This window comes from Variovorax sp. CAN15 (assembly GCF_030462475.1).
In the GTDB taxonomy this organism is placed as follows: Bacteria; Pseudomonadota; Gammaproteobacteria; order Burkholderiales; family Burkholderiaceae_C; genus Variovorax.
On sequence record NZ_JASMRZ010000001.1, the window covers coordinates 249,429 to 273,643 of the forward strand.

Consider the following 24,215-nt stretch of genomic DNA (forward strand, 5'->3'; position numbering starts at 1 on the left):
CTCGCGCGCGGACGCTCAGGCCAGGCGCGTGCCGCCGCGGGGAGACGCATCGAGCATCGCGTCGAGGTTGCGCGTGATCTTGGCCTCGATCATTTCGCTGAAGCTGCTGAACAGGAAGCCCAGCGTCGCCTCGAGCTTGAAGGTGGTGTCCGTGACTTCGACGGTGCCGTCGATGCCGGCGCGCGTGAAGGTGGCGGTGTCGCAGCCATCGCCCTGCGTGTAGACGCATTCGAGGCCGAACTCCTGCTCGGCCTGCTGGATCCACTTGCGCGCGACGACGCGCGCGCGCGCGATGCCCAGTGTGTGGTTGCGTTCGATGTGGATGTCAGGCACCGCGATCTCCGGTCTTGTCGTGTTCAGGGCTGGTCTGGGTCTGGAGGATACCCGTCGCTGCCTGCAGGGCGACGCGGCGTTCTTCCATGGTCGGCAATGCGGCGATGCGCCGCACCTCGGCATAGAAGCGCGGCCAGTCGCGGTCCTCGCGCTCGAAGAGTTTCTCGAAGCTGGGCACGAGGTCGTCGTACGCGCCCTGCGCACCGAAGGCTGCGTTGTTGGCGCGCGCCACCCAGGCGTCGTAGGCATTCTGGCGCGGGCCGGTCCAGCCCGCCTTCAGCTTCGCGTAGCGCTCGCGGAAGTCGGCCATGGCGGCCTGCTTCATGGCTTCCACCTTGGTCCAGTCCCTGGCCTTGGCTTCGGGCGATTCGTACACCTTCGTCAAGGCGCGGCGGGTGTCGAGCGCCAGCGCGCGGAATTCCTGGCGTTGCGCGTCGAACTGCGCGTACTCGCGCCGCGCGGCGTCGCCGGCCTCGCGCTGCAGCCACATCGCGCCGCCGATGCGCTCGACCGCCGTGGCGTAGGACTCGTTGAACACCGTGTCGCCGGCCACGTAGAGCACCTGGTGCGCGAGCTCGTGGAACACGATGCGCGCCAGCTCGCCCTCGGGGTAGCCGATGAAGGTGGACAGCAGCGGATCGCCGCCGGCCCAGTTCATCCAGCCCAGCGTGGAATACGCGGGCACCGGATACACGGCCACTTCCAGGTCCAGCTTCTTCTGTTCCTCGGCTTCCGCCTTGGCCGCTTCCTCGCTGTAGTAGCCGCGATAGCCCACGCAGCCCGCCACCGGGAAGCACCAGCTCTTGAGCGTGAGCGAATAGTGCGGGGCCGCCACCACGTTCCATACCGCGGCGGCACGATGCAGGTCGGCGTACGACTTGTAGCTGGCGTTGTCTGGCAGGCCGAGCTCGCTGGAGGCGAAGCGGCGGATGCGCTGCGTGAGTTCGAGCTTTGCCTTCAGCGCCGCCGACACCGACGGGTCGGCCAGCCATTCGGGCACCGGCTTGGCAGCCCGCATGATGCCGATGTGGCCGCTGGCGGATTGCCAGTAGTAGCCGAGGTCGGCGCAGCCGGTGAGCAGGAAGAGCGAGCCGGCCAGTGCGAGGGCCGGAAGAACGCGAAGGGGCCTCACACCTTCTCTACTTCGACCAGGCAGTCGTAGAAGGTCGGCCCGCGGCCGATGTCGGTCAGGCGCTGGCTGGTGAGCTCGTTGACGTTGGTGCCGTCCATGCCGAACTTGCGCCACCAGATGCCCATGCCGTGCACCACGCCCTGGCGTGCGCGGCGCGAGATTTCGGCGCGGCAGCGGTGCTCGCCGCGCTTGTTGAACACGCGCACCGTGGCGCCATCCTCGATGCCGCGCGCGGCGGCGTCGGCCTCGTGGATTTCGAGCAGCGGCTCGACCTCGATGGCGCGCAGGCTCGTCACGTTGACGAAGGTCGAGTTGAGGAAGTTGCGCGCCGGCGGCGAGATCATGGCCAGCGGGAATTCGGTCGAGCTGCCGGCGGGCTCCCAGTTGGGCACGTGCTCGGGCAGGCCGTCCATGCCCATGGCCTGCAGGCGCTCGCTGAAGAATTCGCAGCGGCCCGAGGGCGTGGGGAAGCCGCCTTCGGCGAACGGCGCTTCGGGCAGCTTCAGGCTGCTGAAGCCCTGCGCCATCAGCTCGGAGAAGTCGATGCTGCGCTCGGCGAAGGCGGTGCGGCACAGCGTCTCGTCCGAATCGGAGAAGCAGGGCTCGTCGAAGCCCATGCGGCGCGCCAGCTCGCGGAACACCCAGGCGTTGCTGCGGGCCTCGCCGCGCGGCGCCACGGCCGGGCGGTTCAGCAGCACGTCGGTGTGGCCGTAGCTGCAGTGGATGTCCCAGTGCTCCAGCTGCGTGGTGGCGGGCAGAAGGTAGTCGGCGTAGTCGGCGGTGTCGGTGCGGAACTGCTCCAGCACCACGGTGAAGAGGTCTTCGCGCGCGAAGCCCGCCGCCACCTTGGCCGACTCGGGCGCCACCGCCACCGGGTTGCTGTTGTAGACCACGATGGCCTTTACCGGGTTGGCGGTGTCGAGCAGCGCGTCGCCGATGGTGCTCATGTTGATGGTGCGCGGCTTGCGTCCGGCCAGCAGGTCGGGACGCTGCAGCGCGGCGCGGTCCACCGGGTAATGGCCCGAGCTGCTCAGCAGCAGGCCGCCCGCGCGGTCGCGCCAGGCGCCCACCAGCGCCGGCAGGCAGGCGACGGCGCGTGCCGCGTTGCCGCCGCCGCGCACGCGCTGCATGCCGTAGTTCAGGCGGATGGCGGCCGGCCTGGTGGTGCCGTAGGCCTTTGCGAGCGAGACGATCTGCTCTTCAGGAATGCCGCAGACCTGCGCCGCGCGCGACGGCGGCCATTGCAGCGCGCGCTCGCGCAGCTGCTCCCAGCCCAGCGTGTGCTTGGCGATGTAGTCGTGGTCGAGCCAGTCGTTCACGATCAGCTCGTGCATCAGCGCCAGCGCCAGCGCGGCGTCGGTGCCGGGCAGCAGCGCGATGTGCTCGTCGCACTTGTCGGCGGTCTCGGTCTTGCGCGGGTCGATGCACACCAGCCGCGCGCCGGCGCGCCTGGCGGCCTGGGCATGGCGCCAGAAATGCAGGTTGCTGGCGATGGAATTGCTGCCCCAGATCAGGATGAGCTTCGCCTCGGCGAAGAATTCGATGCGCATGCCGACCTTGGCGCCCAGTGTGTAGACCATGGCCTCGCCGCCGGCCATGGAGCAGATCGTGCGGTCCAGCAGGCTGGCTCCCAGCTTGTGGAAGAAGCGCCTGTCCATCGACTCGCCCTGCACCAGGCCCATGGTGCCCGCATAGCTATAGGGGACAATAGCTTCGGGTTTTCCCTGTAATACTCGAAGATTCGCGGCGATGTCGTCCAGGGCGGCGTCCCAGCTCACCGGCTCGAACTGGCCACTTCCCTTGGGGCCGACGCGCTTCAGGGGCTGTACCAGCCGCTCGGCATGGTCGTTGCGCTCGATGTAGCGCGACACCTTGGTGCACAGCACCCCGCCCGTGTGCGAATGGGCGGGGTTGCCCTGCAGCTTCACGGCAACGCCGTCCCTGACGGTGGTGACCAGCGCGCAGGTGTCCGGGCAGTCGTGCGGGCATGCGCCCAGCACGGTGGTCGTTGCGGGCTGGGAGGGCGCTTCTTCGAGCAAGGTATCCGGTGCGTGGGCCATCGGGCAAGTCTAATTTGTGCGCGATTCAGAGCGCTGGAGTGGGTTTTCATCATGTTGTTGAATCGACGTCGTTTTTCTCTGGCCGCGGGCGCGGCCGCCACGCTGGGCGGCTTCGGCATCGCCCGGGCGCAGGACACGCCGCTGGTGCTGGGCCAGTCGGCGCCGTTCACCGGCCCGGCAGCGCAGCTGGGCATCCAGTTCCACCAGGGCGCCAAGCTGTTCCTCGACCAGTACAACGCCCAGCCGGGCCGCCGCAACGTGGTCATCAAGAACCTGGACGACGGCTACGAGCCCGACCGCTGCGCGGCCAACACCCAGAAGCTGATCGAGGAAGACGTCTTCGCGCTCTTCGGCTACATCGGCACCCCGACCAGCCTGGCCGCGCTGCCGCTGGCGGTGAAGGACAAGGTGCCCTTCGTGGCCCCCTTCACCGGCGCGATGTCGCTGCGCGAGCCCTTCCAGAAGAACGTGTTCCACCTGCGCGCCTCGTACAACGACGAGACGGCGCTGATGGTGAAGCAGCTCACCCACCTGGGCCTGAAGAAGATCGCGGTCTTCTACCAGAACGATGCCTACGGCAAGGCCGGCCTCGATGGCGTGACGCTGGCGCTCGGCGAACAGCAGCTCAAGCCGGTCGCGCTGGCCACGGTGGAGCGCAACTCGGCCGACGTGGCGCAGGCGGTCAAGACCATCGTCGCGGCGCGGCCCGACGCAGTGGTGCAGGTGGGCGCGTACAAGGCCTGCGCGGCGTTCATCCGCGAGGCTCGCAAGGCGGGCTACGGCGGCACCTTCTTCAACATGTCCTTCGTCGGCACGCAGGCGCTGGCGGACGAGCTGGGCAAGGACGCGGCCGGCGTGATGGTCACGCAGGTGGTGCCCTCGCCCTACAACCAGGCCAACGCGCTGGCGCGCGAGTTCACCGAAGCCGTGCGCAAGGTCAATGGCGCCAGCGCCAACTTCTCGAGCCTGGAGGGCTACCTCGCCGCGAAGGTGCTGGTGGAAGGCCTGCGCAAGGCGCCTGGCAAGCCAACGCGCGACAGCCTGATCGCGGGCCTGGAAAGCATCGACCGCCAGCAGTTCGGCGGCTTCGAGGTGTCGTTCTCGGCCAGGAACCACGTGGGCTCGAAGTTCGTCGAGCTGTCGATGCTGACAGGCGACGGCCGCGTCAGGACCTGAACTTCTTTCGTGGAATACCGCGGAACCGGCTTTGCCGGGCCGCAGGTATTGCCCCCTTGAGGGGGTTGGCGTAGCGACACGAAGTGCGCGAAGCCTGGGGGTGGGTCAGGCCGTCAGGCCGTCCACGGCCTGGAACATGGCCTGGCGTGCCTGGCTGACGATCTGCCCGCGCCAGGCGTCGGTGTCCGTGTAGAACGCCTCCAGCATGCGCGCGCGGATGCCGTCGGCCAGGTCGGCCGGCGCCTCGGGGTGCTTGTGCAGCCAGTGGTCGGCGCGCAGGGCACCGGTCACCTCGAGGATGGGCAGCGTGCCGTACTCGAGCGCGATGCCGGTGTACTCGGCCTGCGGGCACTCCTCGTACACCGAATCCCACATCAGCCCGCGCAGCAGCGCCGAGGTCGACGAACCGTCGTAGATGGAGGTGACGGGCGCGGCGGGCGTGCCCCACCACGCATTGGCGCGCGCATAGGCGGCCTTGTCGTCGCGGCCCGCGAAGATGCGTTCGCCCAGGCCGTTGGGGCCCAGCCCGGTGTGCAGGTCGATCCACGCGATGCGCCTGGCGCCGCCCGCATGCCGGCGCAGCACCTCGCGGATGGTCTTGTTGCTCCAGGTCGGCGCCTTGCCGCCGTAGAACAGCCCGTCGTCGAACTGGTACTGGCCGCTGGTCACGGCCGCTTGATAAGCGGTGGCGCCGTGCTTCTCTATCCATTTGCCGACAGCCGCCTGGTTCTCGGGCGTGGGCGGCCAGGTGTCGGGCAGCAGCAGCCCGTGCAGCTTGGCATAGGGTTCGTTGACCGGCACCGGCTTGGAGAAGTCGATGAAGTTGCGGTTGAGGTCGACGTTCTCGTGGGTCACACGCCGGCCGTACGAGAAGCCGTGCGGATTGAGCGCATGCACGTACAGCACCGCCACGCCCTGCGCCTTCGCCTTCTCGCGCCACTCGGCGTCGTGCAGCGCGAACACCTGCACGCCGCTGCCGCAGTGGCCTTCGACGCCGTGGCAGGCGCTGCTGACGATCAGCAGGTTCGACGCATCGGCCTTGCCGTCGAGCGCCACGTCCATCGAGAGCTCCTCGCCCTCGCGCCCCTTGAGCGGATGCGCATGCGGCTCGACCGTGAGGCCGGCGCTCACGCAGCCCTGCAGGAATTTCTGGCGCGCCTGCGAATAGCGCGGCGAAAAGGCTTCGGCGATTCCGATCATGTGGCGCGGGACCTCTCTCGGTGAATCAGGCGTGAATCAGGCGACGGCAGATCAGGCGGCGCTGCCGCCGGGCTTGAGGAACTGCTCCGCGATCTGCACCCAGCAGGTCGCGCCCAGCGGGATCAGATCGTCGTTGAAGTCGTAGCTCGCGTTGTGCAGCGTGCAGGGGCCCTCGCCATGGTGCACGTCGCGGTGCGCGCCGTCGCCGTTGCCGATGAAGGCGTAGGCGCCGGGCTTGGCCTGCAGCATGAAGGCGAAGTCTTCGGAGGTCATGGCGGCTTCCTGCTTCAGCACGTTCTCGGGGCCCACGACCTCGGCCATCACGCGGCGCGCGAAGTCGGCCTCGGCCTCGGTGTTGATGGTGGGCGGGTAGTAGCGCTCGAAGCGGAACTCGCAGGTCGCGTCGTGCGCGGCGCAGATGTGGTCGCAGATCTGCTTCATGCGCGCCTCGATCATGTCGAGCACCTCGAGGGAGAAGGTGCGCACCGTGCCCGACAGCTCGCAGTTGTCGGGGATCACGTTGTTGGCTTCACCCGCATGGATGGTGGTGACGGAGATCACGGCCGAATCGGTCGGCTTCATCTTGCGCGTGAGGATGGTCTGGAAGGCCTGCACGATCTCGCAGGCGATCGGGACCGGGTCGACGCCGGTCTGCGGCAGCGCCGCGTGGCCGCCCTTGCCCACCACGTTGACGAAGAACTTGTTGCCCGAGGCCATCACGGGGCCGGGGCTCACCGCGAACTGGCCGGCCTTCATGCCGGGCCAGTTGTGCATGCCGAAGACGGCATCCATCGGGAATTTCTCGAAGAGCCCTTCCTTGATCATCTCGCGGGCACCGCCGCCGCCTTCTTCGGCGGGCTGGAAGATCAGGTAGACGGTGCCGTCGAAGTTGCGGTGCTTCGCCAGGTGCTGCGCGGCCGCGAGCAGCATGGCCGTGTGGCCGTCGTGGCCGCAGGCGTGCATCTTGCCGTGGTGCTTGCTGGCGTGGGCGAAGGTGTTGAGCTCGGTGACGGGCAGCGCGTCCATGTCGGCGCGCAGGCCGACGGCGCGGTTGCTGGTGCCGTTCTTGACGATGCCCACCACGCCGGTGGTGCCCAGGCCGCGGTGGATGGGAATGCCCCATTCGGTGAGCTTGCCTGCCACCACGTCGGCGGTGCGGACTTCTTCGAAGCAGAGTTCGGGGTGGGCGTGGAGGTCACGTCGGACGGCGGCGATGCCGGCCGCCTGCGTGACGATCGAGTCGATGAGTTTCATGGGGGATGGACCGTCTCAAAACGCCAGTCTATCCACTCTGGCATTTCAGGGCACCTCGGGAAACACGCAGCCCCAGGGGGCTGCCGGGGCCTTTGCTCAGTGCCCGCCCGTCCAGAAGCCCACGTGCGGCGCCGCGGCTTCCTGCTCGAGCAGCGGCCCGACCACCTCGACGCGCCGCTGCCCGCGCGCGAAGACTTCGCGGCACGGAAGCGAAAAGGTCGGGTTCTCGGGATGGTCGCCGGTCAGGCCCAAAAGCGCGTGTTCGGAAAGCGCGTAGACCACGCGCCCGATGTTGGTCCAGTAGATCGCGCCCGCGCACATGCAGCAGGGCTCGGCGCTGGTGAAGAGCGTGCAGCGCGCGAGCTCCTCGGGGCTGAGCAGCTTCGCGGCCTGCGCGGCGGCCACCAACTCGGCGTGCTGGGTGGGGTCGCCCTCGGGCGGCATCGAGTTGTTGCCCGCGGTGACGACGACCTCGCCGCGCTCGTTCGCCACCAGCGCGGCGAAGGGATGGCGCCCGCGCGCCTTCGATTCGTCCGACAGGCGGATGGCCATGCGAAGCAGTTCGAGGTCGCGCGGGGACAGGTCGGGCGAGGAGGTGTCGTCGGTGGTCATGCGCGGACGATAACCCGATCGATCAGCGTCCGATGCTCTTGAGGTATTCGGCGCGCGCGGCCAGCGCGGTGTCGGTGAAGTCGGTGAACACGCCGTCCACGCCGAGCTTGTAGTACACGCCGTATTCGTTCTTGCCGTCCTTGTTGTAGTCGGAGGCCAGGCGGCGCGACTCGTTGCGGAAGGTGAAGGGGTGCACGAACAGGCCCGCCTTGTGGGCGTCGGCGATCAGCGAGGTGGGCGCCATAGAGGTGGCATCGGCGTCGTTGATTTTGCCGTCCTTGTTGACGTCCACCGGCTTGCCGTCCGCACCGATGGTGCCCTTGATGCTCACGATGTAGCGCTTCCAGGGGCCGATGCCGTCGGCGTACGTCTTGATCTCGGCCAGGCCCGCGGGCGTGACCATGGCGTCGAAGTTGCGCTTGTCGCCGGCCTTGGTCCAGTCGTAGGGGCGGTCGCTGGGCACGGCGAAGGTCACGGCGCCGGTCTTCAGGTCGACGCTGTCGCCGTCGATGAGCTGGATGAGCCTGGTGTTCAGGCCCTTGCTCTTCATGTACTTGAGGCTGCCCGGCTCGAAGGACTGCACGTAGATGGGCGCCGTCTTGCTGTTCCAGCCAGCCGCGTTGATGGCGGCGATGACCTTGTCCTCCATCGGCAGGCCGAGCTCGCGGAAGTAGGTCGGGTTCTTGGTCTCGGGGTAGATGGCGATGGTGCGGCCGGTTTCCTTCGACTTGGCCTTGGCGAAGTCGATGATCTCCTGGAAGGTCGGCACCTTGTACTTGCCGTTGAATTGCTGCGGGCGCTCGGCGTCGGTGGAGATGGCGCCCAGGGTCTTGATCTCGGCCAGCGTGAAGTCGTTGCTGAACCAGCCGGTCTGGGTTTCGCCGTCGACCTTGATGGTCTTCTTGCGCGAGGCGAAGCGAGGGTGCCTGGCCACGTCGGTGCTGATGGCGAGGTTGGGGTCGTGGCGGGCGATGAGCACGCCGTCCTTGGTGGAGATCAGGTCCATCTCGATCACGTCGGCGCCGAGCTCGATGGCGCGGGCATAGGCTTCGAGGGTCTCTTCCGGCAGATAGCCCGAGGCGCCGCGGTGGGCGATGACCAGCGGCGGGTTGCCGTCCAGCGTGAGCAGCTTGCTGGTGCCACCGGAAGGTCCGGTGCTGCTGCAGGCTGCCAGTGCGAGGGCTGCGGTGGCGGTCAGGGCGATCTGAAGGGAAGAGGTGCGCATGGTCGAGGGTTCTCCGTCCGGAATGAAGAGGCGCAAGGTACCCGTTTCGCGTGACAGCTACGGCATCCGTGCGCGCGCGGCGCCGACTTCCGGGAGAATGTGTTGCATGCCCCTTACGCTTTCCCCCCAAAGCCTGCTGATGGCCCAGACGCTGGTGCGCATGAACACCATCAGCGCCAACAGCAACCTCCAACTGATCGACTTCGCGCAGAGCCACCTCGCGGGCTTGGGCGTGAAGAGCCGCATCACCTACAACGCCGAACGCACCAAGGCGAACCTCTTCGCCACGCTGGGCGAGGGCAAGCCGGCCGGGGTGATCGTCTCGGGCCACACCGACACGGTGCCCTGGGACGGCCAGGACTGGAGCGTCGATCCGCTGTCGGCCGTGGTGCAGGACGAGCGCCTCTACGGGCGCGGCTCGGCCGACATGAAGAGCTTCATCGCCATCGCGCTGTCGAACGCGAAGCGCTTCCTGGAGAGCGACTCGCCCTTCGCGGTGCACTTCGCCTTCAGCTACGAGGAAGAGATCGGCTGCTTCGGCGTGAAGGAACTCATCGCCGACATGCGCGACGCGGGCATCAAGCCCATCGCCTGCATCGTGGGCGAACCTACCAGCATGGTGCCCGCCATCGCGCACAAGGGCGTGTACCGCTACAAGTGCTGCGTGCGCGGCAAGGAGGCGCACTCCTCGCTCACGCCGAAGTCGGTCAACGCCATCGAGATGGCGGCGCGCGTGATCGGCAAGGTGCGCGACATGGCCGAGGGCTTCGAACGCAGCGAGCCCCGCTACGAGGGCTTCGACGTTCCCTTCAGCACCGCGAGCGTGGGCCAGTTCCACGGCGGCATCGCCGACAACGTGGTGCCGCGCGACGCCGAGTTCCGCTACGAGTTCCGCGACCTGCCCACCGCCGACGCCGGGAAGATGCAGGCCGAGGTGGTCGCCTACGCGGGCAGCCTCGAACCCGCGATGAAGAAGGTGGCGCCCGACACCGGCTTCAGCTTCGAGACCATCTGCGAGATCCCGAGCTTCCTCGGCGCGGCCGACAACCCCATCACCAAGCTGGCGCAGCGCCTCTCGGGCGAGGAACGCACCACGCTGGTGGCATTCGGCACCGAAGCGGGTCTTTTCAAGAACGCCGGCATCCCCACCGTGGTGTGCGGCCCCGGCAGCATCGAGCAGGCGCACCAGCCCGACGAGTACGTGAGCCTCGAACAGCTCGCGCGCTGCGAGCTGTTCATGGAGCGCCTGGCCTCCACGCCGAGCATTGGCTGAGAGCGCCGGCAACATCGACTCGTCGCGGCGCATGAGGCGCGTCGCGCTCGGCCTGCTGTGCGGCGCCGCGCTGCTCTATGCGCTGGCGAGCGTGCTGCATGCGCGGCATCCGGCCTGGGGCTACGTGGCCGCCTTCGCCGAGGCCGCGATGGTGGGCGCCATCGCCGACTGGTTCGCGGTGGTGGCGCTGTTCCGCCATCCACTGGGCCTGCCGATTCCGCACACGGCCATCATTCCGAGCAACAAGGACCGCATCGGCGCCAAGCTGGCGGGCTTCATCTGCGACAACTTCCTGAGCACCGCCCAGGTGCTCGGCAAGCTGCGCCAGTTCGACGCGGCCGGGCGCATCGCCGACTGGCTGGCGCGGCCCGCCAGCGGCGAGAAGCTCGGCGAATGGGGCGTGGCCGCCACGCGCTACGGGCTCTCGGCCTTCGACGACGAGCGCGTGCGCGACTTCATGGGCCGCGCCGCCGCATCCGGCCTCGGCAAGATCGACCTCTCGCGCCTGATGGGCCAGGCACTGGACGCGCTCACCGCCGGCGGACGCCACCAGGCGCTGCTCGACGACGTGCTGCAGCAGGTGGCCGGCCTGCTCGAAGGCGAGGAGGTGCAGGCGCACATCACCGACGCGATCGCGCGCGAGATCAAGACGCTGCGCTACGTGGGCCTCGACCAGGTGGCGGCCAAGCTGGCCACGCGCAAGATCGTCGCGGCGGTGGCGCGCACCATCGGTGAGCTCGCGGCCGAGCCCGACCACCCGATGCGCAGGCGCTTCGACCACTTCGTCGACGACTTCGTGGTGCGCCTGAAGCTGGACCCGGAGTTCCAGCAGCGCGGCGAGCAGATCCGCGCGGAACTGGTCGCGCACCCTGCCCTGGGCGACTACCTGCACGGGCTGTGGGGCGAACTGCTCGCATGGCTGCACGACGATCTGGGCCGCAACGACTCGACCATCCGCCGGCGCATCGCATCGATGGCCGGCGCGCTGGGCGCGCGGCTGCAGGGCGACGAGGCCATCCGCCGCTGGATCAACGAGCAGATCGAGGCGGCCGCGCCGCTGGCCATCGAGCGCTACCGCGAGGACATCCGCCGCTACATCGAGGAGCGCGTGGGCGAGTGGAACGCGCAGGAGATGACGGTCGAGCTCGAGCGCCACATCGGGCGAGACCTGCAGTTCATCCGCATCAACGGCACGTTGGTGGGCGGGCTGGTGGGGCTGTTGATCCACACGGCGACGCAGCTGCTGCGCGGTTGACACGCGGCTGAGCAAGCTCGGGTAATCCACAGCGGACGAAAGTCCGCATCGTGTCCCCGGCGGGACTCCACGGCCTCAGGGCGCTCCTAGACTGCTTCGCGCATCAACAAGAGGAGACACTCACCATGCACCGTCGAAGCAGTCTCGGCGCCCTCGCGCTGACCGCCACCCTCACCCTGCTGGGCGCCTGCGGCAGCCTCGCGCCGCCATCGGCCACGCGGCCCGCATCCTGGGGACCGCCCGAAGCGCTGGTCGCGCCCTCGGCCTTCGCGGGCGTGCACGGGCTGGCCGTCGACGCCAAGGGCAGGCTGCTCGCGGGCTCGGTGCTGGGCAACACGATGTGGGAGGTCGACCGCAACACTGGCGCGGCGAAGGTGTTCATCGACGCGCCCGAAGGCCAGGCCGACGACATCGCCGTGGGCCCGAAGGGCGAGCTCGCCTGGACCAACTACCTCATGGGCATGCTGCGCTACCGCGAGAGCGACACGGCGCCGATGCGCGTGCTGGCCAAGGACCTGCCGGGCATCAACTCGCTGGACTTCGACCGCCGCAACGGCAAGCTCTACGCCTCGCAGGTGTTCCTGGGCGACGCGCTGTGGGAGATCGACCGCGAGGGCCAGAAGCCGCCGCGACTCATCAGGAAGGACATGGGCGGCTTCAACGGCTTCGAGGTGGGGCCCGACGGCATGCTCTACGGGCCGCTGTGGTTCAAGGGCCAGGTGGTGAAGATCGATCCGGCCAACGGCAACATGACCGTGATCGCCGACGGCTTCAAGATTCCGGCGGCCGCCAACCTCGACGGCAAGGGCAACCTCTGGGTGGTCGACGCGCGCAGCGGCGAGCTGGTGCGGGTGGAGCTGGCCACAGGCCGCAAGACGGTCGCGAAGCAGCTGCGGCCCTCGCTCGACAACCTGGCCATCGCCAAGGACACGCCCGACGGAACGATCTACGTCTCGAACATGGCGAACAACGAGGTGCAGGCCTTCAACCCCGCCACCGGCGAGTTGCGCACGCTTACCAGCGGCAAGGTGGCGGTGCCGGCGAGCATGAAGATCGACGGCAACGACCTCTGGGTGGCCGACGTCTTCGGCTTCCGCCATGTCGACGTGCGCACGGGCGAGGTGCGCGACGTGTTCCGCATGCAGCGCGACCCGGACCTGGACTACCCCTTCGCGGTCGGCCTGTCGCCGAAGCTGTTCGCACTGAGCTCGTGGTTCACCGGCACGGTGCAGCTGGTCGACCGCCAGACGCTGAAGACGGTCGAGACCATCCACGGCCTGAAGGCGCCGTTCGACGCCATCCCCATGCCGGACGGCAGCGTGATCTACGCCGAGATCGCCACCGGCAGCATCACGCGCGCCAGCGGGCCGAAGTTCGCGCAAAAGTCAGTGCTCGCCAGCGGCCTGAACGGCCCGGTGCAGATGATCGTCGGGCAGGACGGCGCGCTCTATGTAACCGAGGCGGCCGGCCGGCTGCTGCGCATTCCGCTGGACGCCAGCGCCCCGCTGCGCGCCGTGGCCGAGGGGCTGGCCCTGCCCGAGGGCCTGGCGCAGACGCCCTGGGGCAGCTTCATCGTGGCCGAGAGCGCGGCGCGCCGGCTGGTGGAAATCGCACCCGACGGCAGCCGCCGCACCGTCGCCGAGAACCTGCCGATCGGCCTCGCGCCCGGCCCCGGACTGCCTCCGCCCTACGTGGTGACAGGCGTGGCGGTGGGCCGCGACGGCACCGTCTACATGGCCGCCGATCGCAACAATTCGATATATCGGATTAGCCCTGTAAGGTAGGGTAACAATAAGTGTAAATTTCAGTTTACTTTTACAAACAAACATTACAGACTGCGCGGGACGTCTTGTGGCGTCCCGTCCGCATCCGGCGGCGGGAGGTCCGCGAGGCGCTCTTTTGACCTGAAAGGGACTTCGCATGACTCCGCTCGTCGTAGGCCAGATCCTGTCGCCCGAGTACTCCCCGGGCATGGTGGCGCTCTCCTTCCTCATTTCCTTCGCGGGCTCGCTGGTGGCCCTGATCTGCGCCGGGCGGATGGTCGGCCCGGACGGCAAGCCCAACCTCGCCGTCGTGGCCTGCGCGGCCGTGGCGCTGGGCGGCATCGGCATCTGGTCGATGCACTTCATCGGCATGCTGGCGTACCGGCTGCCGGTTGCCATTTCGTACAACATGCCGCTGACGGTGGTGTCGCTGGTGGCGGCCATCCTGATTTCGGGCATCGCGCTGTACATGGCCGGCGGGCGGCGCAAGTTCAGCCGGTCGGGCTGGCTCGGCGGCAGCCTGCTGGCGGGCATCGGCGTGTGCGTGATGCACTACATGGGCATGTTCGCGATGAACATGCGCGCCTCGATGAACTTCGACCTGACGACGGTGGCGCTGTCGGTGCTGATCGCAGTCACCGCCGCCGCGGCGGCCCTGTGGCTGGCCTTCAACCTGCGCAAGTTCACGCACAAGGTCGCGGCCGCCGCCGTGATGGGCGTGGCGGTCTGCACCATGCACTACGTGGGCATGAGCGCGGCCAGCATGGTCTGCACCGCCGCCGCGCCGGTCGACGCGCTGGCCATCGGCGGCAGCTACATGGGCCTGACGGTGTTCGGCACGGCCGGCGCGGTGCTGATCTTCATCTACTGGGTGGTCACCGGCAGCAGCCTCGACGCACCGGTCGCCGCCCGCCGGGTCCGCGCCAGCTAGTAAGCGCAAGCGGGCGCGGCGCCCGCATCCTAGAGTCGGTGCAGAGCGAAAAAACGATCTGCACGGACTCTCACATGCCAGTCATCGAATCCCGGCTGCAAACGGCCGGCGACACCTTCCAGGCCAACCGGTCCAGCATGCTGGCGCTGCTCGGCCAGGTGCGCGAGCACGAGGCCCGCTCCGTCGCGGCCTCCGGGGCCTCGGCCGAGCGTTTCGCCAGGCGCGGGCAGCTGCTGCCGCGCGAGCGCATCGCGCTGCTTCTGGACACCGGCGCCCCCTTCCTGCCGCTGGCCTCGCTGGCCGGCCTCGGGCAGGACAACCCCGATCTCTCGAAGAGCGTGCCCGGCGGCGGCCTGATCTCCGGCATCGGCTACGTCTCGGGCGTGCGCTGCATGGTCAACGCCTCCGACTCCGGCATCGACGCCGGGGCGCTGCAGCCCATGGGCCTCGACAAGCAGCTGCGCGTGCAGGAAATCGCGTTGGAGAACAGGCTGCCCTACGTGCAGCTGGTGGAAAGCGCCGGTGCCAACCTCATGCACTACCGCGTGCAGGACTTCGTGCGCGGCGGCAACATCTTCCGCAACCTCGCGCGGCTGTCGGCCGCCGGGCTGCCCGTGGTGACGGTGACGCACGGCTCCTCGACCGCGGGCGGCGCCTACCAGACCGGTCTTTCAGACTACATCGTGATGGTGCGCGACCGCACCCGCGCCTTCCTCGCGGGGCCGCCGCTGCTGAAGGCCGCCACCGGCGAGATCGCCACGGAAGAAGAACTGGGCGGTGCCGTGATGCACACGCACATCTCGGGCCTGGGCGACTACCTCGCGGAGGACGACCGCGACGCCATCCGCATCGCGCGCTCGATCCTCGGCGGCATCGACTGGGCGCGCGACGAGGCGCCGCGCCAATTCGCGCCGCCGCGCCATGACGCCGAGGAGCTTCTCGGCATCATGCCCAGCGACGGCAGGCGGCCGGTGGACATGCGCGAGGTCATCGCGCGCATCGCCGACGGCTCCGAGTTCCTGGAATTCAGCGAGCACTACGGCAGCGCCACCGTCTGCGGCCACATCCGGCTCGAAGGGCATGCCGTGGGCATCATCACCAACAACGGCCCCATCGATTCCGACGGCGCCACCAAGGCCACGCACTTCATCCAGGCCTGCTGCCAGACGCGCACGCCCATCGTCTACCTGCAGAACATCACCGGCTACATGGTGGGCCGCGCGCATGAGGAGGCCGGCATCATCAAGCACGGCGCGAAGATGATCCAGGCGGTTTCCAACGCCACGGTGCCGCAGGTCACGCTGCTGTGCGGCGCCTCGTACGGCGCGGGCAACTACGGCATGTGCGGCCGGGGCTTCGCGCCGCGCTTCTGCTTCAGCTGGCCCAACGCGCGCACCGCCGTGATGGGCGGCGAGCAGGCGGCGAAGACCATGGCCATCGTGATGGAGGCCGGCATGGCGCGAAAGGGCGCGGTCGACCAGGCGAAGATCGACGCGATGCAGCAGCAGGTCGTCGAGCGATTCGACCGGCAGATGAGCGTGTTCACCACCAGCGCCCTGCTGCTGGACGACGGCGTGATCGACCCGCGCGACACCCGCGCCGTGCTGGCCGAGGTTCTCTCGGTATGCCGCGACGCCGACACCCGCGTGACCCAACCCATGCAGTTCGGGGTGGCACGGCCATGAGCAAAGGCAGCAGCACCACCGCCGGATTCCGCAAGGTACTGGTCGCCAACCGCGGCGAGATCGCGGTGCGCGTGATGCGCACGGCGCGCGCCATGGGCTATCGCACCGTGGCCGTGTACTCCACCGCCGATGCCGGCTCGGAGCACGTGCGCTTCGCCGACGAGGCTGTGTGCATCGGCGAGCCCCTGCCCGCCCAGAGCTACCTGAACATCGCCGCGATCGTAGAGGCCGCGCGCGCCAGCGGCGCCGACGCGGTGCATCCGGGCTACGGCTTCCTCGCCGAGAACGCGGCCTTCGCGCAGGCCTGCCGCGACGCCGGGCTGGTCTTCATCGGCCCCTCGCCCGAAGCCATCCGCGCCATGGGCGACAAGGCCGGCGCCAAGCGGCTGATGCAGGCGGCCGGAGTGCCCTGCATTCCGGGCTACCAGGGCGAGGACCAGAGCGAAAAGACGCTGGCCGCCGAGGCCGCGCGCATCGGCTGGCCAGTGATGATCAAGGCCACGGCCGGCGGCGGCGGGCGCGGCATGCGGCTCGCGGCATCGGCCGCCGACTTCGCCGCGCAACTGCGCAGCGCACAGTCGGAAGCGCTCAACGCATTCGGCGACGCCACCGTGATCCTGGAGCGCGCCATCGTCGCGCCGCGCCATGTCGAGGTGCAGGTTTTCGCCGACCGGCACGGCAACGCCATCCACCTCGGCGAGCGCGACTGCTCGGTGCAGCGCCGGCACCAGAAGGTGGTCGAGGAAGCGCCCTCGCCTGCCGTCTCCGAAGCGCTGCGCGAACGCATGGGTGCCACGGCCGTGGCGGCGGCGAAAGCCATCGCCTATGAAGGCGCGGGCACGCTCGAATTCCTGCTCGATGCCGAGGGCCGGTACTGGTTCATGGAAATGAACACGCGCCTGCAGGTGGAGCACCCGGTGACCGAGATGGTGACGGGCCTCGACCTGGTCGAACTGCAGCTGCGCGTCGCGGCCGGCGAGCCCCTGCCGATCTCCCAGCAGGACGTGCGTATGACCGGCTACGCGATCGAAGTGCGCCTGTGCGCCGAAGATCCGCAGCAGGGCTTCATGCCGCAGAGCGGCACGCTCGCGGCATGGCGTCCTTCCGCCGCGCTGCGCACCGAGCACGCCCTGCGCGACGGCGCCGAGGTGCCGCCCTTCTACGACTCGATGATCGCCAAGCTGGTGGCGAGCGGACGCACGCGCGAGGACGCAAGACAGAGGCTCCTTGCCGGACTGCAGGACACCGTCGCGCTCGGCATACCGACCAACCAGCAGCTGCTGCAGCGCACGCTGTCGCACGAAGTCTTCGCGAAAGGTGCGGCGACGACCGCATTCGTGGCCGACCACATCGACGAACTGCTCGCCGCCGACGAAGCGGGCCGCGACCGCGCAGCGCTACTCGCCGCGCTGCTGCTGCAGCTCGGCGAACGCGGCTGGCCCTCGCCGCTGGCGCACACGCTTCCAAACTCCCTGCGCTTCGAGCTCGACGGCACGGTGCACGCCGCACGCGTGACGCCACGCGGCGCCGCCCGCTTCGACGTCGCGCTGGACGGCAGAGAGCCGGTGCAGCTCGCGCTGCTCGCATTGCCCGGCGACGGCAGCCTGCGCTTCTCGTGCAACGGACTGTCCGTTCAGGCATTCGTCGCGCGGCACGACCACCGCGTGTTCTTCCACCACGACGGACAGGCCCACCGGCTCGACAACCTCACACACGTCGCCGCCACCCGCGCCGATGACGGTGGCAGCGATGGCCTGCTGCGCGCATCCATGAACGGCCGCGTGATCGCGCTGCTGGTGGCCGAGGGCGAGGCAGTCGCCGCGGGCCAGCCGCTGGTCACGCTCGAAGCGATGAAGATGGAGCACGTGCACTGCGCGCCGCGCGCGGGCAAGGTCGCCCTGCATGTCGCGGTGGGTGCGCAGGTGGCGGCGCGCCATGTGGTCGCACAGGTCGCCGATGCATGACAGAGACAGCGCTCACGTCTTCCCGAAAGCCATCCACATGAACGCACCTTCTTCCTCCCACTACCGCTCCGTCTTCGCCCCTGGGCTCTTCGACGGCCAGGTCGTCGTCGTCACCGGCGGCGGCTCCGGCATCGGCCGCTGCACCGCGCACGAGCTCGCGGCGCTGGGCGCGCAGGTGGTGCTGGTCGGCCGCAAGCCCGAGAAGCTCGACGCGGTGCGCGCCGAGATCGATGCCGCTGGCGGCAAGGCCTCCACGCAGGCCTTCGACATCCGCGACGAAGACGCGGTGCGCACGGCAGTCGCGAGCATCGTCGCCGCGCACGGCCGCATCGACGGGCTGGTCAACAACGCGGGCGGCCAGTACATCACGCCGCTGCATGCGATCTCGGCCAAGGGCTGGGAGGCGGTGATCCACACCAACCTCACGGGCGGGTTCCTGGTCGCGCGCGAGTGTTACCTGCAGAGCATGCAGGCCAACGGGGGCGCCATCGTCAACATCGTGGCCGACATGTGGGGCTCCATGCCCAACATGGGCCACAGCGGCGCGGCGCGCGCGGGCATGGTGAGCTTCACCGAAACCGCCGCGCTCGAATGGGCCGCGAGCGGCGTGCGCGTGAACGCGGTGGCGCCGGGCTACATCGCCTCCAGCGGCATGGACCACTACCCGCCCGAGGCTGGCGACATGCTTCGCGCCATGCGCAAGACCGTGCCGGCCGGCCGCTTCGGCAACGAGGCCGAGACCTCCGCCGCCATCGTCTTCCTGCTGGGCCCGGCCGCGAGCTTCATCAGCGGCAGCGTGCTGCGCGTGGACGGCGCGCGGCCGCAGGTGCGCATGGGCTGGCCGATGGCGCTGCCGGACGCGCAGGCACGGCAGCGCCGCGCGGTGAAGCCCTTCGACGGCTTCCACCTCGCGCAGCAGCCGCGCGTGTTCCAGGACAAGTGAAGAAACGAGAAGAGAAAGAAAGACCGGAGACCACCTCATGCAGTACAGCCACGAACACCTCGAGATCCAGAAGACCCTGCGCCGCTTCATCGACGATGAGATCAACCCGCGCGTGGACGAGTGGGAAGAGGCCGAGATCTTTCCCGCGCACGAGGTCTTCAAGAAGCTCGGCAACCTCGGCATGCTGGGCCTGAACAAGCCCGAGGCCTTCGGCGGCGCGGGCCTGGACTACTCGTACGCAATGGCCATGGCCGAGGCGCTGGGCCATATCAGCTGCGGCGGCGTGCCGATGGCCATCGGCGTGCAGACCGACATGTGCACCCCTGCCCTCGCGCGCTTCGGCAGCGACGAGCTGCGCCGCGAGTTCCTGGCGCCGGCCATCGCGGGCGACACGGTCGGCTGCATCGGCGTGAGCGAGCCCGGCGCGGGCAGCGACGTGGCGGGCCTGAAGAGCTACGCGCGCAAGGACGGCGACGACTACCTCATCAGCGGCCAGAAGATGTGGATCACCAACAGCCTGCAGGCCGACTGGATGTGCATGCTGGTCAACACCGGCGACGGCCCGGTGCACCGCAACAAGTCGCTCGTGATGGTGCCGATGGACAGCCCCGGCATCGAGAAGGCGAAGAAGCTGCGCAAGATCGGCATGAATTCGAGCGACACCGGGCTCATCTACTTCGACAACGTGCGCGTGCCGCAGCGCTACCGCATCGGCGAAGAGGGGCAGGGCTTCGTCTACCAGATGCAGCAGTTCCAGGAAGAGCGGCTGTGGGCGGCGGCCAGTTCGCTGGAACCGATGGAGGACTGCATCGCGCAGACCATCGAATGGGCGCAGCAGCGCCAGATGTTCGGCTCCACGCTGGCCGACCAGCAGTGGGTGCAGTTCAAGCTGGCCGAACTCAAGACCGAGGTGGAGGCGCTGCGCGCCCTCACCTACCGCGCCTGCGACCTGCATGTGCAGGGCGAGGACGTGCTCGAGCTCGCGTCGATGGCCAAGCTCAAGACCGGCCGCCTCACACGGCAGGTGGCAGACACCTGCCTGCAGTTCTGGGGCGGCATGGGCTTCACGCTGGAGAACCGCGTCTCGCGCCTGTACCGCGACGGCCGGCTGGGCTCCATCGGCGGCGGCGCGGACGAAGTGATGCTGGGCATCCTCGCCAAGACCATGGGCATCGCCAAGCGCCCGCAGCGCGGCTGAGCAGGAAACCGATCGCATGGACGCCGAGCTGCAAGCCGACCGCGCCGCGCTCGCCGACACGGTGCGGCGCTTCGCAGAAACCGAGATCGCGCCGAACGTGCAGGCCTGGGACGACGCGGGCGAGTTTCCGCGCGCGCTGTACGCACGCGCCGCCGAACTGGGGCTTCTCGGGCTGGGCTATCCGGAAGAACTCGGCGGCACGCCCGCCTCGTATTCGCTCAAGCTGCCGGCGTGGGTCGCGCTCGCGCGCCATGGCAAGAGCGGCGGCGTGCTCGCAAGCCTGTTCTCTCACAACATCGGCCTGCCGCCGGTGGTGCTGCACGCGAGCGACGCAGTGCGCCGCGAGGTGGTGCCGGCGGTGCTACGCGGCGAGAAGATCGCGGCGCTGGCCATCACCGAGCCCGGCGGCGGCTCCGACGTGGCGGCGCTGCGCACCACGGCACGCCGCGATGGAGACCACTACATCGTCAACGGCGAAAAGACCTTCATCACCTCGGGCATGCGCGCCGACTGGATCACCGTGGCCGTGCGCACCGGCGAGGGACGTGGCGCGGGCGGCATCTCGATGCTGCTGGTGCCGGGCGACGCGGTCGGCCTCACGCGCACACGGCTGTCGAAGATGGGTTGGCTGTGCTCCGACACCGCCACGCTGCACTTCAACAACGTGCGCGTGTCCGCGCGCTACCTGCTGGGCGACGAGGGCGCGGGCTTCCGCATGATCATGGGCAACTTCAACGGCGAGCGCATCGGCCTCGCCGCGGGCGCGCTGGGCTTTTCGCAGGCATGCCTCGACGAGGCGCTGGCCTGGGCGCGCGAGCGAAAGGCCTTCGGCGCCGCGCTCATCGAGCACCAGGCGGTGCGCCACAAGCTGGTCGACATGCAGATGCGCATCGCCTCCACCGAGGCATGGATCGAGGCGGTGTCGGCGCAAGGCGATGCGCTGGAGGCGGCCGGCCAACACAACGCCCCAGAATGGGTGGCGCAGATCTGCATGCTGAAGAACCACGCCACGCAGACCATGCAGTTCTGCGCCGACCAGGCGGTGCAGATCCTCGGCGGCATGGGCTTCATGCGCGGCACGGTCAGCGAGCGCATCTACCGGGAGGTCAAGGTGATGATGATCGGCGGCGGGGCCGAGGAGATCATGAAGGAGCTGGCGGCGAAACAGATGGGCTGGTAGGTAGCCTTCCGAAGGCGTGGGGCGTGGGAGGGAACGCCGCCGCGCGCCCGGTGTCCAACCATCCAGCGCTTTCGCTGGGTCGCAGGAGACCGACATGCTCTCTCTCACCTCAGGTATCGGCGCCGTCATCCTGGTTCTGCTGGCGGTGCTGCTCTTTTCCGCGATATGGATCTTCCGGGAGTACGAACGCGGCATCGTCTTTACCCTCGGGCGTTTCTCGAAGGTCGCGGGCCCCGGGCTGGTGTTCGTGATACCGGCCATCCAGCAGGTGGTGCGCGTCGACCTGCGAACCGTGGTGCTCGAAGTGCCCACGCAGGACGTGATCTCGCGCGACAACGTGTCGGTGAAGGTCAGCGCGGTCGTCTACTTCCGCATCGTTGACGCCGAGAAGGCCATCGTCCAGGTCAAGGATTTTTTCAACGCCACCAGCCAGCTCGCCCAGACCACCCTGCGCTCGGTGCTCGGCAAGCACCAGCTCGACGACATGCTGGCCGAGCGCGAGCAGCTCAACATCGACGTGCGCGAGTCGCTCGACGTGCAGACGGCCTCGTGGGGCATCAAGGTGTCGAACGTGGAGATCAAGCAGATCGACCTCACCGAGTCGATGGTGCGCGCCATCGCGCGGCAGGCCGAGGCGGAGCGCGAGCGCCGCGCCAAGGTGATCCACGCCGAAGGCGAGCTGCAGGCCTCGCAGAAGCTCTTCCAGGCCGCGCGCGTGCTGGCGCAGGAGCCGCAGGCCATCCAGCTGCGCTACCTGGAGACGCTCACCGTCATCGGCGCGGACAAGAACACCACCATCGTGTTCCCGCTGCCGGTGGACCTGCTGGCGAGCTTCATGGGCAAGCAAACGGCATAGCGTGCTGCTGCACGCAAAGGCAGAAATCGGCAGCGGTCAGCCGTTCGTTTCGGGGGCATCTCCCCGCGTCGCCGCGAGCGCAGCCGCCGCGCGAAGCTTGTCCTTCTTGCTCGGCCGCTTCCCCTTGATGCCCCCCGTTCCCGAGGCATCGACCACCGGCGGCGCCACCTCCACCGGCTCGAAACCTTCGACGCGCTCGCGCGGCAGCTTCAGCCCGTTGCGCTTCTCGATCAGCCGGAAGTGCGCCTCGGTGGCCGCGCTCACGAAGCTGATCGCCAGGCCGCTCTCGCCCGCGCGGCCCGTGCGGCCGATGCGATGGATGTAGTCGGTCGGCGAGCGCGGAAGGTCGTAGTTGATGACCACGGGCAGTTGCGCGATGTCGAGCCCGCGCGCGGCGAGGTCGGTGGCGATCACCACGTCCCAGCGGCTCTGCTTGAACTGCGAAAGGATGTCGCTGCGCGTGCCCTGCGCGATGTCGCCGTGGAAGGGCACGGCGTAGATGCCGTTGCGGTAGAGCTTCTCTGCCACGGTCTGCGCCGCGTGCTGCGTGGCGACGAAGACCAGCGCGCGGTCCCACTCGTTCTCATGCTGCTTGAGCAGATGGCGCAGCAGTTGCGTGCGGCGGCTGGCGTCGACCTCGATCACGCGCTGCACGATGTCGGGCGCGGTGCCCGGCTCGCCCTGCACGTCGACGATGGCGGGGTCTTGCAGCATGCGGTCGGCCAGCGCCTGGATGGCCGGCGGAAACGTGGCCGAGAAAAACAGGTTCTGGCGCCGCTTCGGCAGCAGTTCGAGGATGCGGCCCAGCTCTTCGGCGAAGCCGAGGTCGAACAAACGGTCGGCCTCGTCGAGCACGAGCATGGCGACCGCATCGAGCCTCAGCGCGTTGTGCTCCACCAGGTCGAGCAGCCGGCCCGGCGTGGCGACGACGATGTCGGCACCGCCGCGCAGGTTCATCATCTGCGGGTTGATCGACACGCCGCCGAAGACGGTGACGATCTTCAGGCGTTCGGGCAGGTCCTGGGCCAGTTCGTACATGGTGCCGCCGACCTGGGCCGCGAGCTCGCGCGTGGGCACCAGCACGAGCGCGCGCATGCGGCGCGGGCCTTGCTGTCGTGGCTCGGCCAGACGTTGCAGCAGGGGCAGGGAAAATGCGGCGGTCTTGCCGGAGCCGGTCTGCGCCGAACCCCGCACGTCGCGGCCTTGCAGAATCGCGGGAATGGCCGCGGCCTGTATGGCGGTCGGCGTGTTGAAGCCGCTTCGGGCGGCAGCCTGCACGAGCGCGGGGGCCAGGCCCAGTGAATCGAATGGCATGTGTGTGAGCGCGGCGGGCAAGAAAGAGAAAGACAGAACGGAAGCAGAAAGAGGCGTATCGGATGTCGACGATGAAACAGCAGCGCGCCAATCAGTCCGGCGGCAGCACCCTGGTGTATTCCACCGACGGAGGCGGGCGCATGTGCGCCGGTTGCGGCGAGCCCGTGGCCCGTTGCCGCTGCAAGGAGCTCGAAAAGGCGCGCAGCACGCCGGCCACCGACGGCATTGTGCGCGTGTCGCACGAGACCAAGGGACGAAAGGGCAAGGGCGTGACGCTCATCAAGGGGGTGGCGCTCGACGCGGCGGCGCTGCTGGCGCTGGGCAAGCAGCTCAAGGCCGCGTGCGGCACGGGCGGCACGGTGAAGGACGGCACGATCGAGATCCAGGGCGACCACCGCGAGACGGTGATCGCCGCGCTCGCCAGGCTGGGCCATACGGTCAAGCGGGCAGGAGGCTGAACACGCGATGAACCCCGAAGACCTGCAACGACTGGTAACACTCGAAATGCCCTTCGGCAAGCACAAGGGCACGCTGATCGCGGATCTGCCCGGAAATTACCTGAGCTGGTTCGCACGCGAGGGTTTTCCCTCGGGAGAAATCGGAAAATTGCTGGCGCTGATGCATGAAATAGACCACAACGGGCTTTCCGGCCTGCTGAAACCGTTGCGAAACCGCCCGTCAGGCCCCGGAGTTACCCGATAACACGCGATTTACCCGAAATTTTTGCGAATCGGGCCGGATAATCCCTGCTACGTGTCAGTGGGCCTTCGGCTCCCGTGCACGTAATTTGGTGATCGGTCAGTTTCGCGCCACAGCGCAGTTATTGTTTGTTGTGATTCTGGGACTCCATCGCTTTGTCTT

21 protein-coding genes are annotated in these 24,215 nt (G+C 68.6%); 13 read left to right on the top strand and 8 right to left on the bottom strand.

Annotation, left to right across the window (positions count from 1 at the left end; all coding sequences use genetic code 11):
- Positions 1–15: 15 nt before the first annotated feature.
- From QMO14_RS01085 to QMO14_RS01095, 3 genes are read right to left on the bottom strand one after another with little or no spacing between them, the layout of a single operon-like run.
- On the bottom strand, positions 16–333 hold the full coding sequence (locus QMO14_RS01085) for a polyhydroxyalkanoic acid system family protein (protein ID WP_301503755.1): 318 nt from the start codon (positions 331–333) through the stop codon (positions 16–18).
- The gene (locus QMO14_RS01090; RefSeq protein WP_301503756.1) at positions 326–1,465 is read right to left on the bottom strand and encodes an aminopeptidase; all 1,140 of its coding nucleotides are present in this window, start codon (positions 1,463–1,465) and stop codon (positions 326–328) included. The genes QMO14_RS01085 and QMO14_RS01090 overlap by 8 nt, the downstream gene beginning before the upstream one ends.
- On the bottom strand, positions 1,462–3,525 hold the full coding sequence (locus QMO14_RS01095; protein WP_301503757.1) for a molybdopterin-dependent oxidoreductase: 2,064 nt from the start codon (positions 3,523–3,525) through the stop codon (positions 1,462–1,464). The genes QMO14_RS01090 and QMO14_RS01095 overlap by 4 nt, the downstream gene beginning before the upstream one ends.
- Before the next feature lie 51 nt (positions 3,526–3,576).
- On the opposite strand from QMO14_RS01095, the gene QMO14_RS01100 reads away from it, so the two are divergent.
- The gene (locus tag QMO14_RS01100) at positions 3,577–4,701 is read left to right on the top strand and encodes an ABC transporter substrate-binding protein (RefSeq protein ID WP_301503758.1); all 1,125 of its coding nucleotides are present in this window, start codon (positions 3,577–3,579) and stop codon (positions 4,699–4,701) included.
- 105 nt (positions 4,702–4,806) lie between these two features.
- Here the strand turns inward: QMO14_RS01100 and QMO14_RS01105 are convergent, their stop codons facing one another.
- The 4 genes from QMO14_RS01105 to QMO14_RS01120 all read right to left on the bottom strand — a co-directional run bounded on the left by QMO14_RS01105 (position 4,807) and on the right by QMO14_RS01120 (position 8,992).
- Positions 4,807–5,901, bottom strand: coding sequence for a M14 family metallopeptidase (locus QMO14_RS01105; RefSeq protein ID WP_301503759.1), 1,095 nt, complete (start codon positions 5,899–5,901; stop codon positions 4,807–4,809).
- A gap of 51 nt (positions 5,902–5,952) precedes the next feature.
- Positions 5,953–7,155, bottom strand: coding sequence for a M20 aminoacylase family protein (locus tag QMO14_RS01110; protein WP_301503760.1), 1,203 nt, complete (start codon positions 7,153–7,155; stop codon positions 5,953–5,955).
- Between the two features lie 96 nt (positions 7,156–7,251).
- Positions 7,252–7,767, bottom strand: a complete 516-nt coding sequence (locus QMO14_RS01115) for a nucleoside deaminase (RefSeq protein ID WP_301503761.1) — start codon at positions 7,765–7,767, stop codon at positions 7,252–7,254.
- Positions 7,768–7,789: 22 nt separating this feature from the next.
- A complete protein-coding gene (locus tag QMO14_RS01120) occupies positions 7,790–8,992 on the bottom strand; it encodes a glycerophosphodiester phosphodiesterase (protein ID WP_301503762.1) in 1,203 nt (400 codons plus the stop codon).
- 106 nt (positions 8,993–9,098) lie between these two features.
- Here QMO14_RS01120 and argE point away from each other — a divergent pair, with 106 nt between their 5' ends.
- The 10 genes from argE (at position 9,099) to QMO14_RS01170 (ending at position 22,040) form a co-directional block, all read left to right on the top strand.
- Complete coding sequence (gene argE, locus QMO14_RS01125; RefSeq protein WP_301503763.1) at positions 9,099–10,265, top strand: acetylornithine deacetylase; 1,167 nt, start codon at positions 9,099–9,101, stop codon at positions 10,263–10,265.
- Positions 10,258–11,520: a DUF445 domain-containing protein gene (locus QMO14_RS01130; protein WP_301503764.1), complete on the top strand. Its 1,263-nt coding sequence runs from the start codon at positions 10,258–10,260 to the stop codon at positions 11,518–11,520. The genes argE and QMO14_RS01130 overlap by 8 nt, the downstream gene beginning before the upstream one ends.
- Before the next feature lie 125 nt (positions 11,521–11,645).
- On the top strand, positions 11,646–13,304 hold the full coding sequence (locus tag QMO14_RS01135; protein ID WP_301503765.1) for a hypothetical protein: 1,659 nt from the start codon (positions 11,646–11,648) through the stop codon (positions 13,302–13,304).
- Positions 13,305–13,440: 136 nt separating this feature from the next.
- A complete protein-coding gene (locus QMO14_RS01140; protein ID WP_301503766.1) occupies positions 13,441–14,214 on the top strand; it encodes an MHYT domain-containing protein in 774 nt (257 codons plus the stop codon).
- A gap of 74 nt (positions 14,215–14,288) precedes the next feature.
- On the top strand, positions 14,289–15,899 hold the full coding sequence (locus tag QMO14_RS01145; protein ID WP_301503767.1) for an acyl-CoA carboxylase subunit beta: 1,611 nt from the start codon (positions 14,289–14,291) through the stop codon (positions 15,897–15,899).
- The gene (locus QMO14_RS01150) at positions 15,896–17,863 is read left to right on the top strand and encodes an acetyl-CoA carboxylase biotin carboxylase subunit (RefSeq protein WP_301503768.1); all 1,968 of its coding nucleotides are present in this window, start codon (positions 15,896–15,898) and stop codon (positions 17,861–17,863) included. Before QMO14_RS01145 ends, QMO14_RS01150 begins: the two co-directional genes overlap by 4 nt.
- A 37-nt stretch (positions 17,864–17,900) precedes the next feature.
- Positions 17,901–18,806 (top strand): SDR family oxidoreductase, encoded by a 906-nt coding sequence (locus QMO14_RS01155; protein ID WP_301503769.1) that lies wholly within the window; start codon positions 17,901–17,903, stop codon positions 18,804–18,806.
- Between the two features lie 37 nt (positions 18,807–18,843).
- Complete coding sequence (locus QMO14_RS01160; RefSeq protein WP_301503770.1) at positions 18,844–20,004, top strand: acyl-CoA dehydrogenase family protein; 1,161 nt, start codon at positions 18,844–18,846, stop codon at positions 20,002–20,004.
- 16 nt (positions 20,005–20,020) lie between these two features.
- Positions 20,021–21,184: an acyl-CoA dehydrogenase family protein gene (locus QMO14_RS01165; protein WP_301503771.1), complete on the top strand. Its 1,164-nt coding sequence runs from the start codon at positions 20,021–20,023 to the stop codon at positions 21,182–21,184.
- Between the two features lie 94 nt (positions 21,185–21,278).
- Positions 21,279–22,040 (top strand): slipin family protein, encoded by a 762-nt coding sequence (locus QMO14_RS01170; protein WP_301503772.1) that lies wholly within the window; start codon positions 21,279–21,281, stop codon positions 22,038–22,040.
- A 36-nt stretch (positions 22,041–22,076) separates the two neighbouring features.
- Here QMO14_RS01170 and QMO14_RS01175 read toward each other — a convergent pair whose 3' ends face one another.
- Positions 22,077–23,354, bottom strand: coding sequence for a DEAD/DEAH box helicase (locus QMO14_RS01175; RefSeq protein ID WP_301503773.1), 1,278 nt, complete (start codon positions 23,352–23,354; stop codon positions 22,077–22,079).
- A 62-nt stretch (positions 23,355–23,416) separates the two neighbouring features.
- Here QMO14_RS01175 and QMO14_RS01180 point away from each other — a divergent pair, with 62 nt between their 5' ends.
- Positions 23,417–23,812: a translation initiation factor Sui1 gene (locus QMO14_RS01180; RefSeq protein ID WP_301503774.1), complete on the top strand. Its 396-nt coding sequence runs from the start codon at positions 23,417–23,419 to the stop codon at positions 23,810–23,812.
- 7 nt (positions 23,813–23,819) lie between these two features.
- Complete coding sequence (locus QMO14_RS01185) at positions 23,820–24,056, top strand: DUF3820 family protein (protein ID WP_301503775.1); 237 nt, start codon at positions 23,820–23,822, stop codon at positions 24,054–24,056.
- The last annotated feature ends 159 nt before the right edge of the window (positions 24,057–24,215 follow it).

Excerpts from the sequence above, each read along its gene's own strand:
- QMO14_RS01095 (WP_301503757.1), bottom strand. The coding sequence starts at position 3,525 with ATGGCCCACGCACCGGATACCTTGCTCGAAGAAGCGCCCTCCCAGCCC.
- QMO14_RS01100 (WP_301503758.1), top strand. The coding sequence starts at position 3,577 with ATGTTGTTGAATCGACGTCGTTTTTCTCTGGCCGCGGGCGCGGCCGCC.
- QMO14_RS01105 (WP_301503759.1), bottom strand. The coding sequence starts at position 5,901 with ATGATCGGAATCGCCGAAGCCTTTTCGCCGCGCTATTCGCAGGCGCGC.
- QMO14_RS01110 (WP_301503760.1), bottom strand. The coding sequence starts at position 7,155 with ATGAAACTCATCGACTCGATCGTCACGCAGGCGGCCGGCATCGCCGCC.
- QMO14_RS01115 (WP_301503761.1), bottom strand. The coding sequence starts at position 7,767 with ATGACCACCGACGACACCTCCTCGCCCGACCTGTCCCCGCGCGACCTC.
- QMO14_RS01120 (WP_301503762.1), bottom strand. The coding sequence starts at position 8,992 with ATGCGCACCTCTTCCCTTCAGATCGCCCTGACCGCCACCGCAGCCCTC.
- argE (WP_301503763.1), top strand. The coding sequence starts at position 9,099 with ATGCCCCTTACGCTTTCCCCCCAAAGCCTGCTGATGGCCCAGACGCTG.
- QMO14_RS01135 (WP_301503765.1), top strand. The coding sequence starts at position 11,646 with ATGCACCGTCGAAGCAGTCTCGGCGCCCTCGCGCTGACCGCCACCCTC.
- QMO14_RS01140 (WP_301503766.1), top strand. The coding sequence starts at position 13,441 with ATGACTCCGCTCGTCGTAGGCCAGATCCTGTCGCCCGAGTACTCCCCG.
- QMO14_RS01145 (WP_301503767.1), top strand. The coding sequence starts at position 14,289 with ATGCCAGTCATCGAATCCCGGCTGCAAACGGCCGGCGACACCTTCCAG.
- QMO14_RS01150 (WP_301503768.1), top strand. The coding sequence starts at position 15,896 with ATGAGCAAAGGCAGCAGCACCACCGCCGGATTCCGCAAGGTACTGGTC.
- QMO14_RS01155 (WP_301503769.1), top strand. The coding sequence starts at position 17,901 with ATGAACGCACCTTCTTCCTCCCACTACCGCTCCGTCTTCGCCCCTGGG.
- QMO14_RS01160 (WP_301503770.1), top strand. The coding sequence starts at position 18,844 with ATGCAGTACAGCCACGAACACCTCGAGATCCAGAAGACCCTGCGCCGC.
- QMO14_RS01165 (WP_301503771.1), top strand. The coding sequence starts at position 20,021 with ATGGACGCCGAGCTGCAAGCCGACCGCGCCGCGCTCGCCGACACGGTG.
- QMO14_RS01170 (WP_301503772.1), top strand. The coding sequence starts at position 21,279 with ATGCTCTCTCTCACCTCAGGTATCGGCGCCGTCATCCTGGTTCTGCTG.
- QMO14_RS01175 (WP_301503773.1), bottom strand. The coding sequence starts at position 23,354 with ATGCCATTCGATTCACTGGGCCTGGCCCCCGCGCTCGTGCAGGCTGCC.
- QMO14_RS01180 (WP_301503774.1), top strand. The coding sequence starts at position 23,417 with ATGTCGACGATGAAACAGCAGCGCGCCAATCAGTCCGGCGGCAGCACC.
- QMO14_RS01185 (WP_301503775.1), top strand. The coding sequence starts at position 23,820 with ATGAACCCCGAAGACCTGCAACGACTGGTAACACTCGAAATGCCCTTC.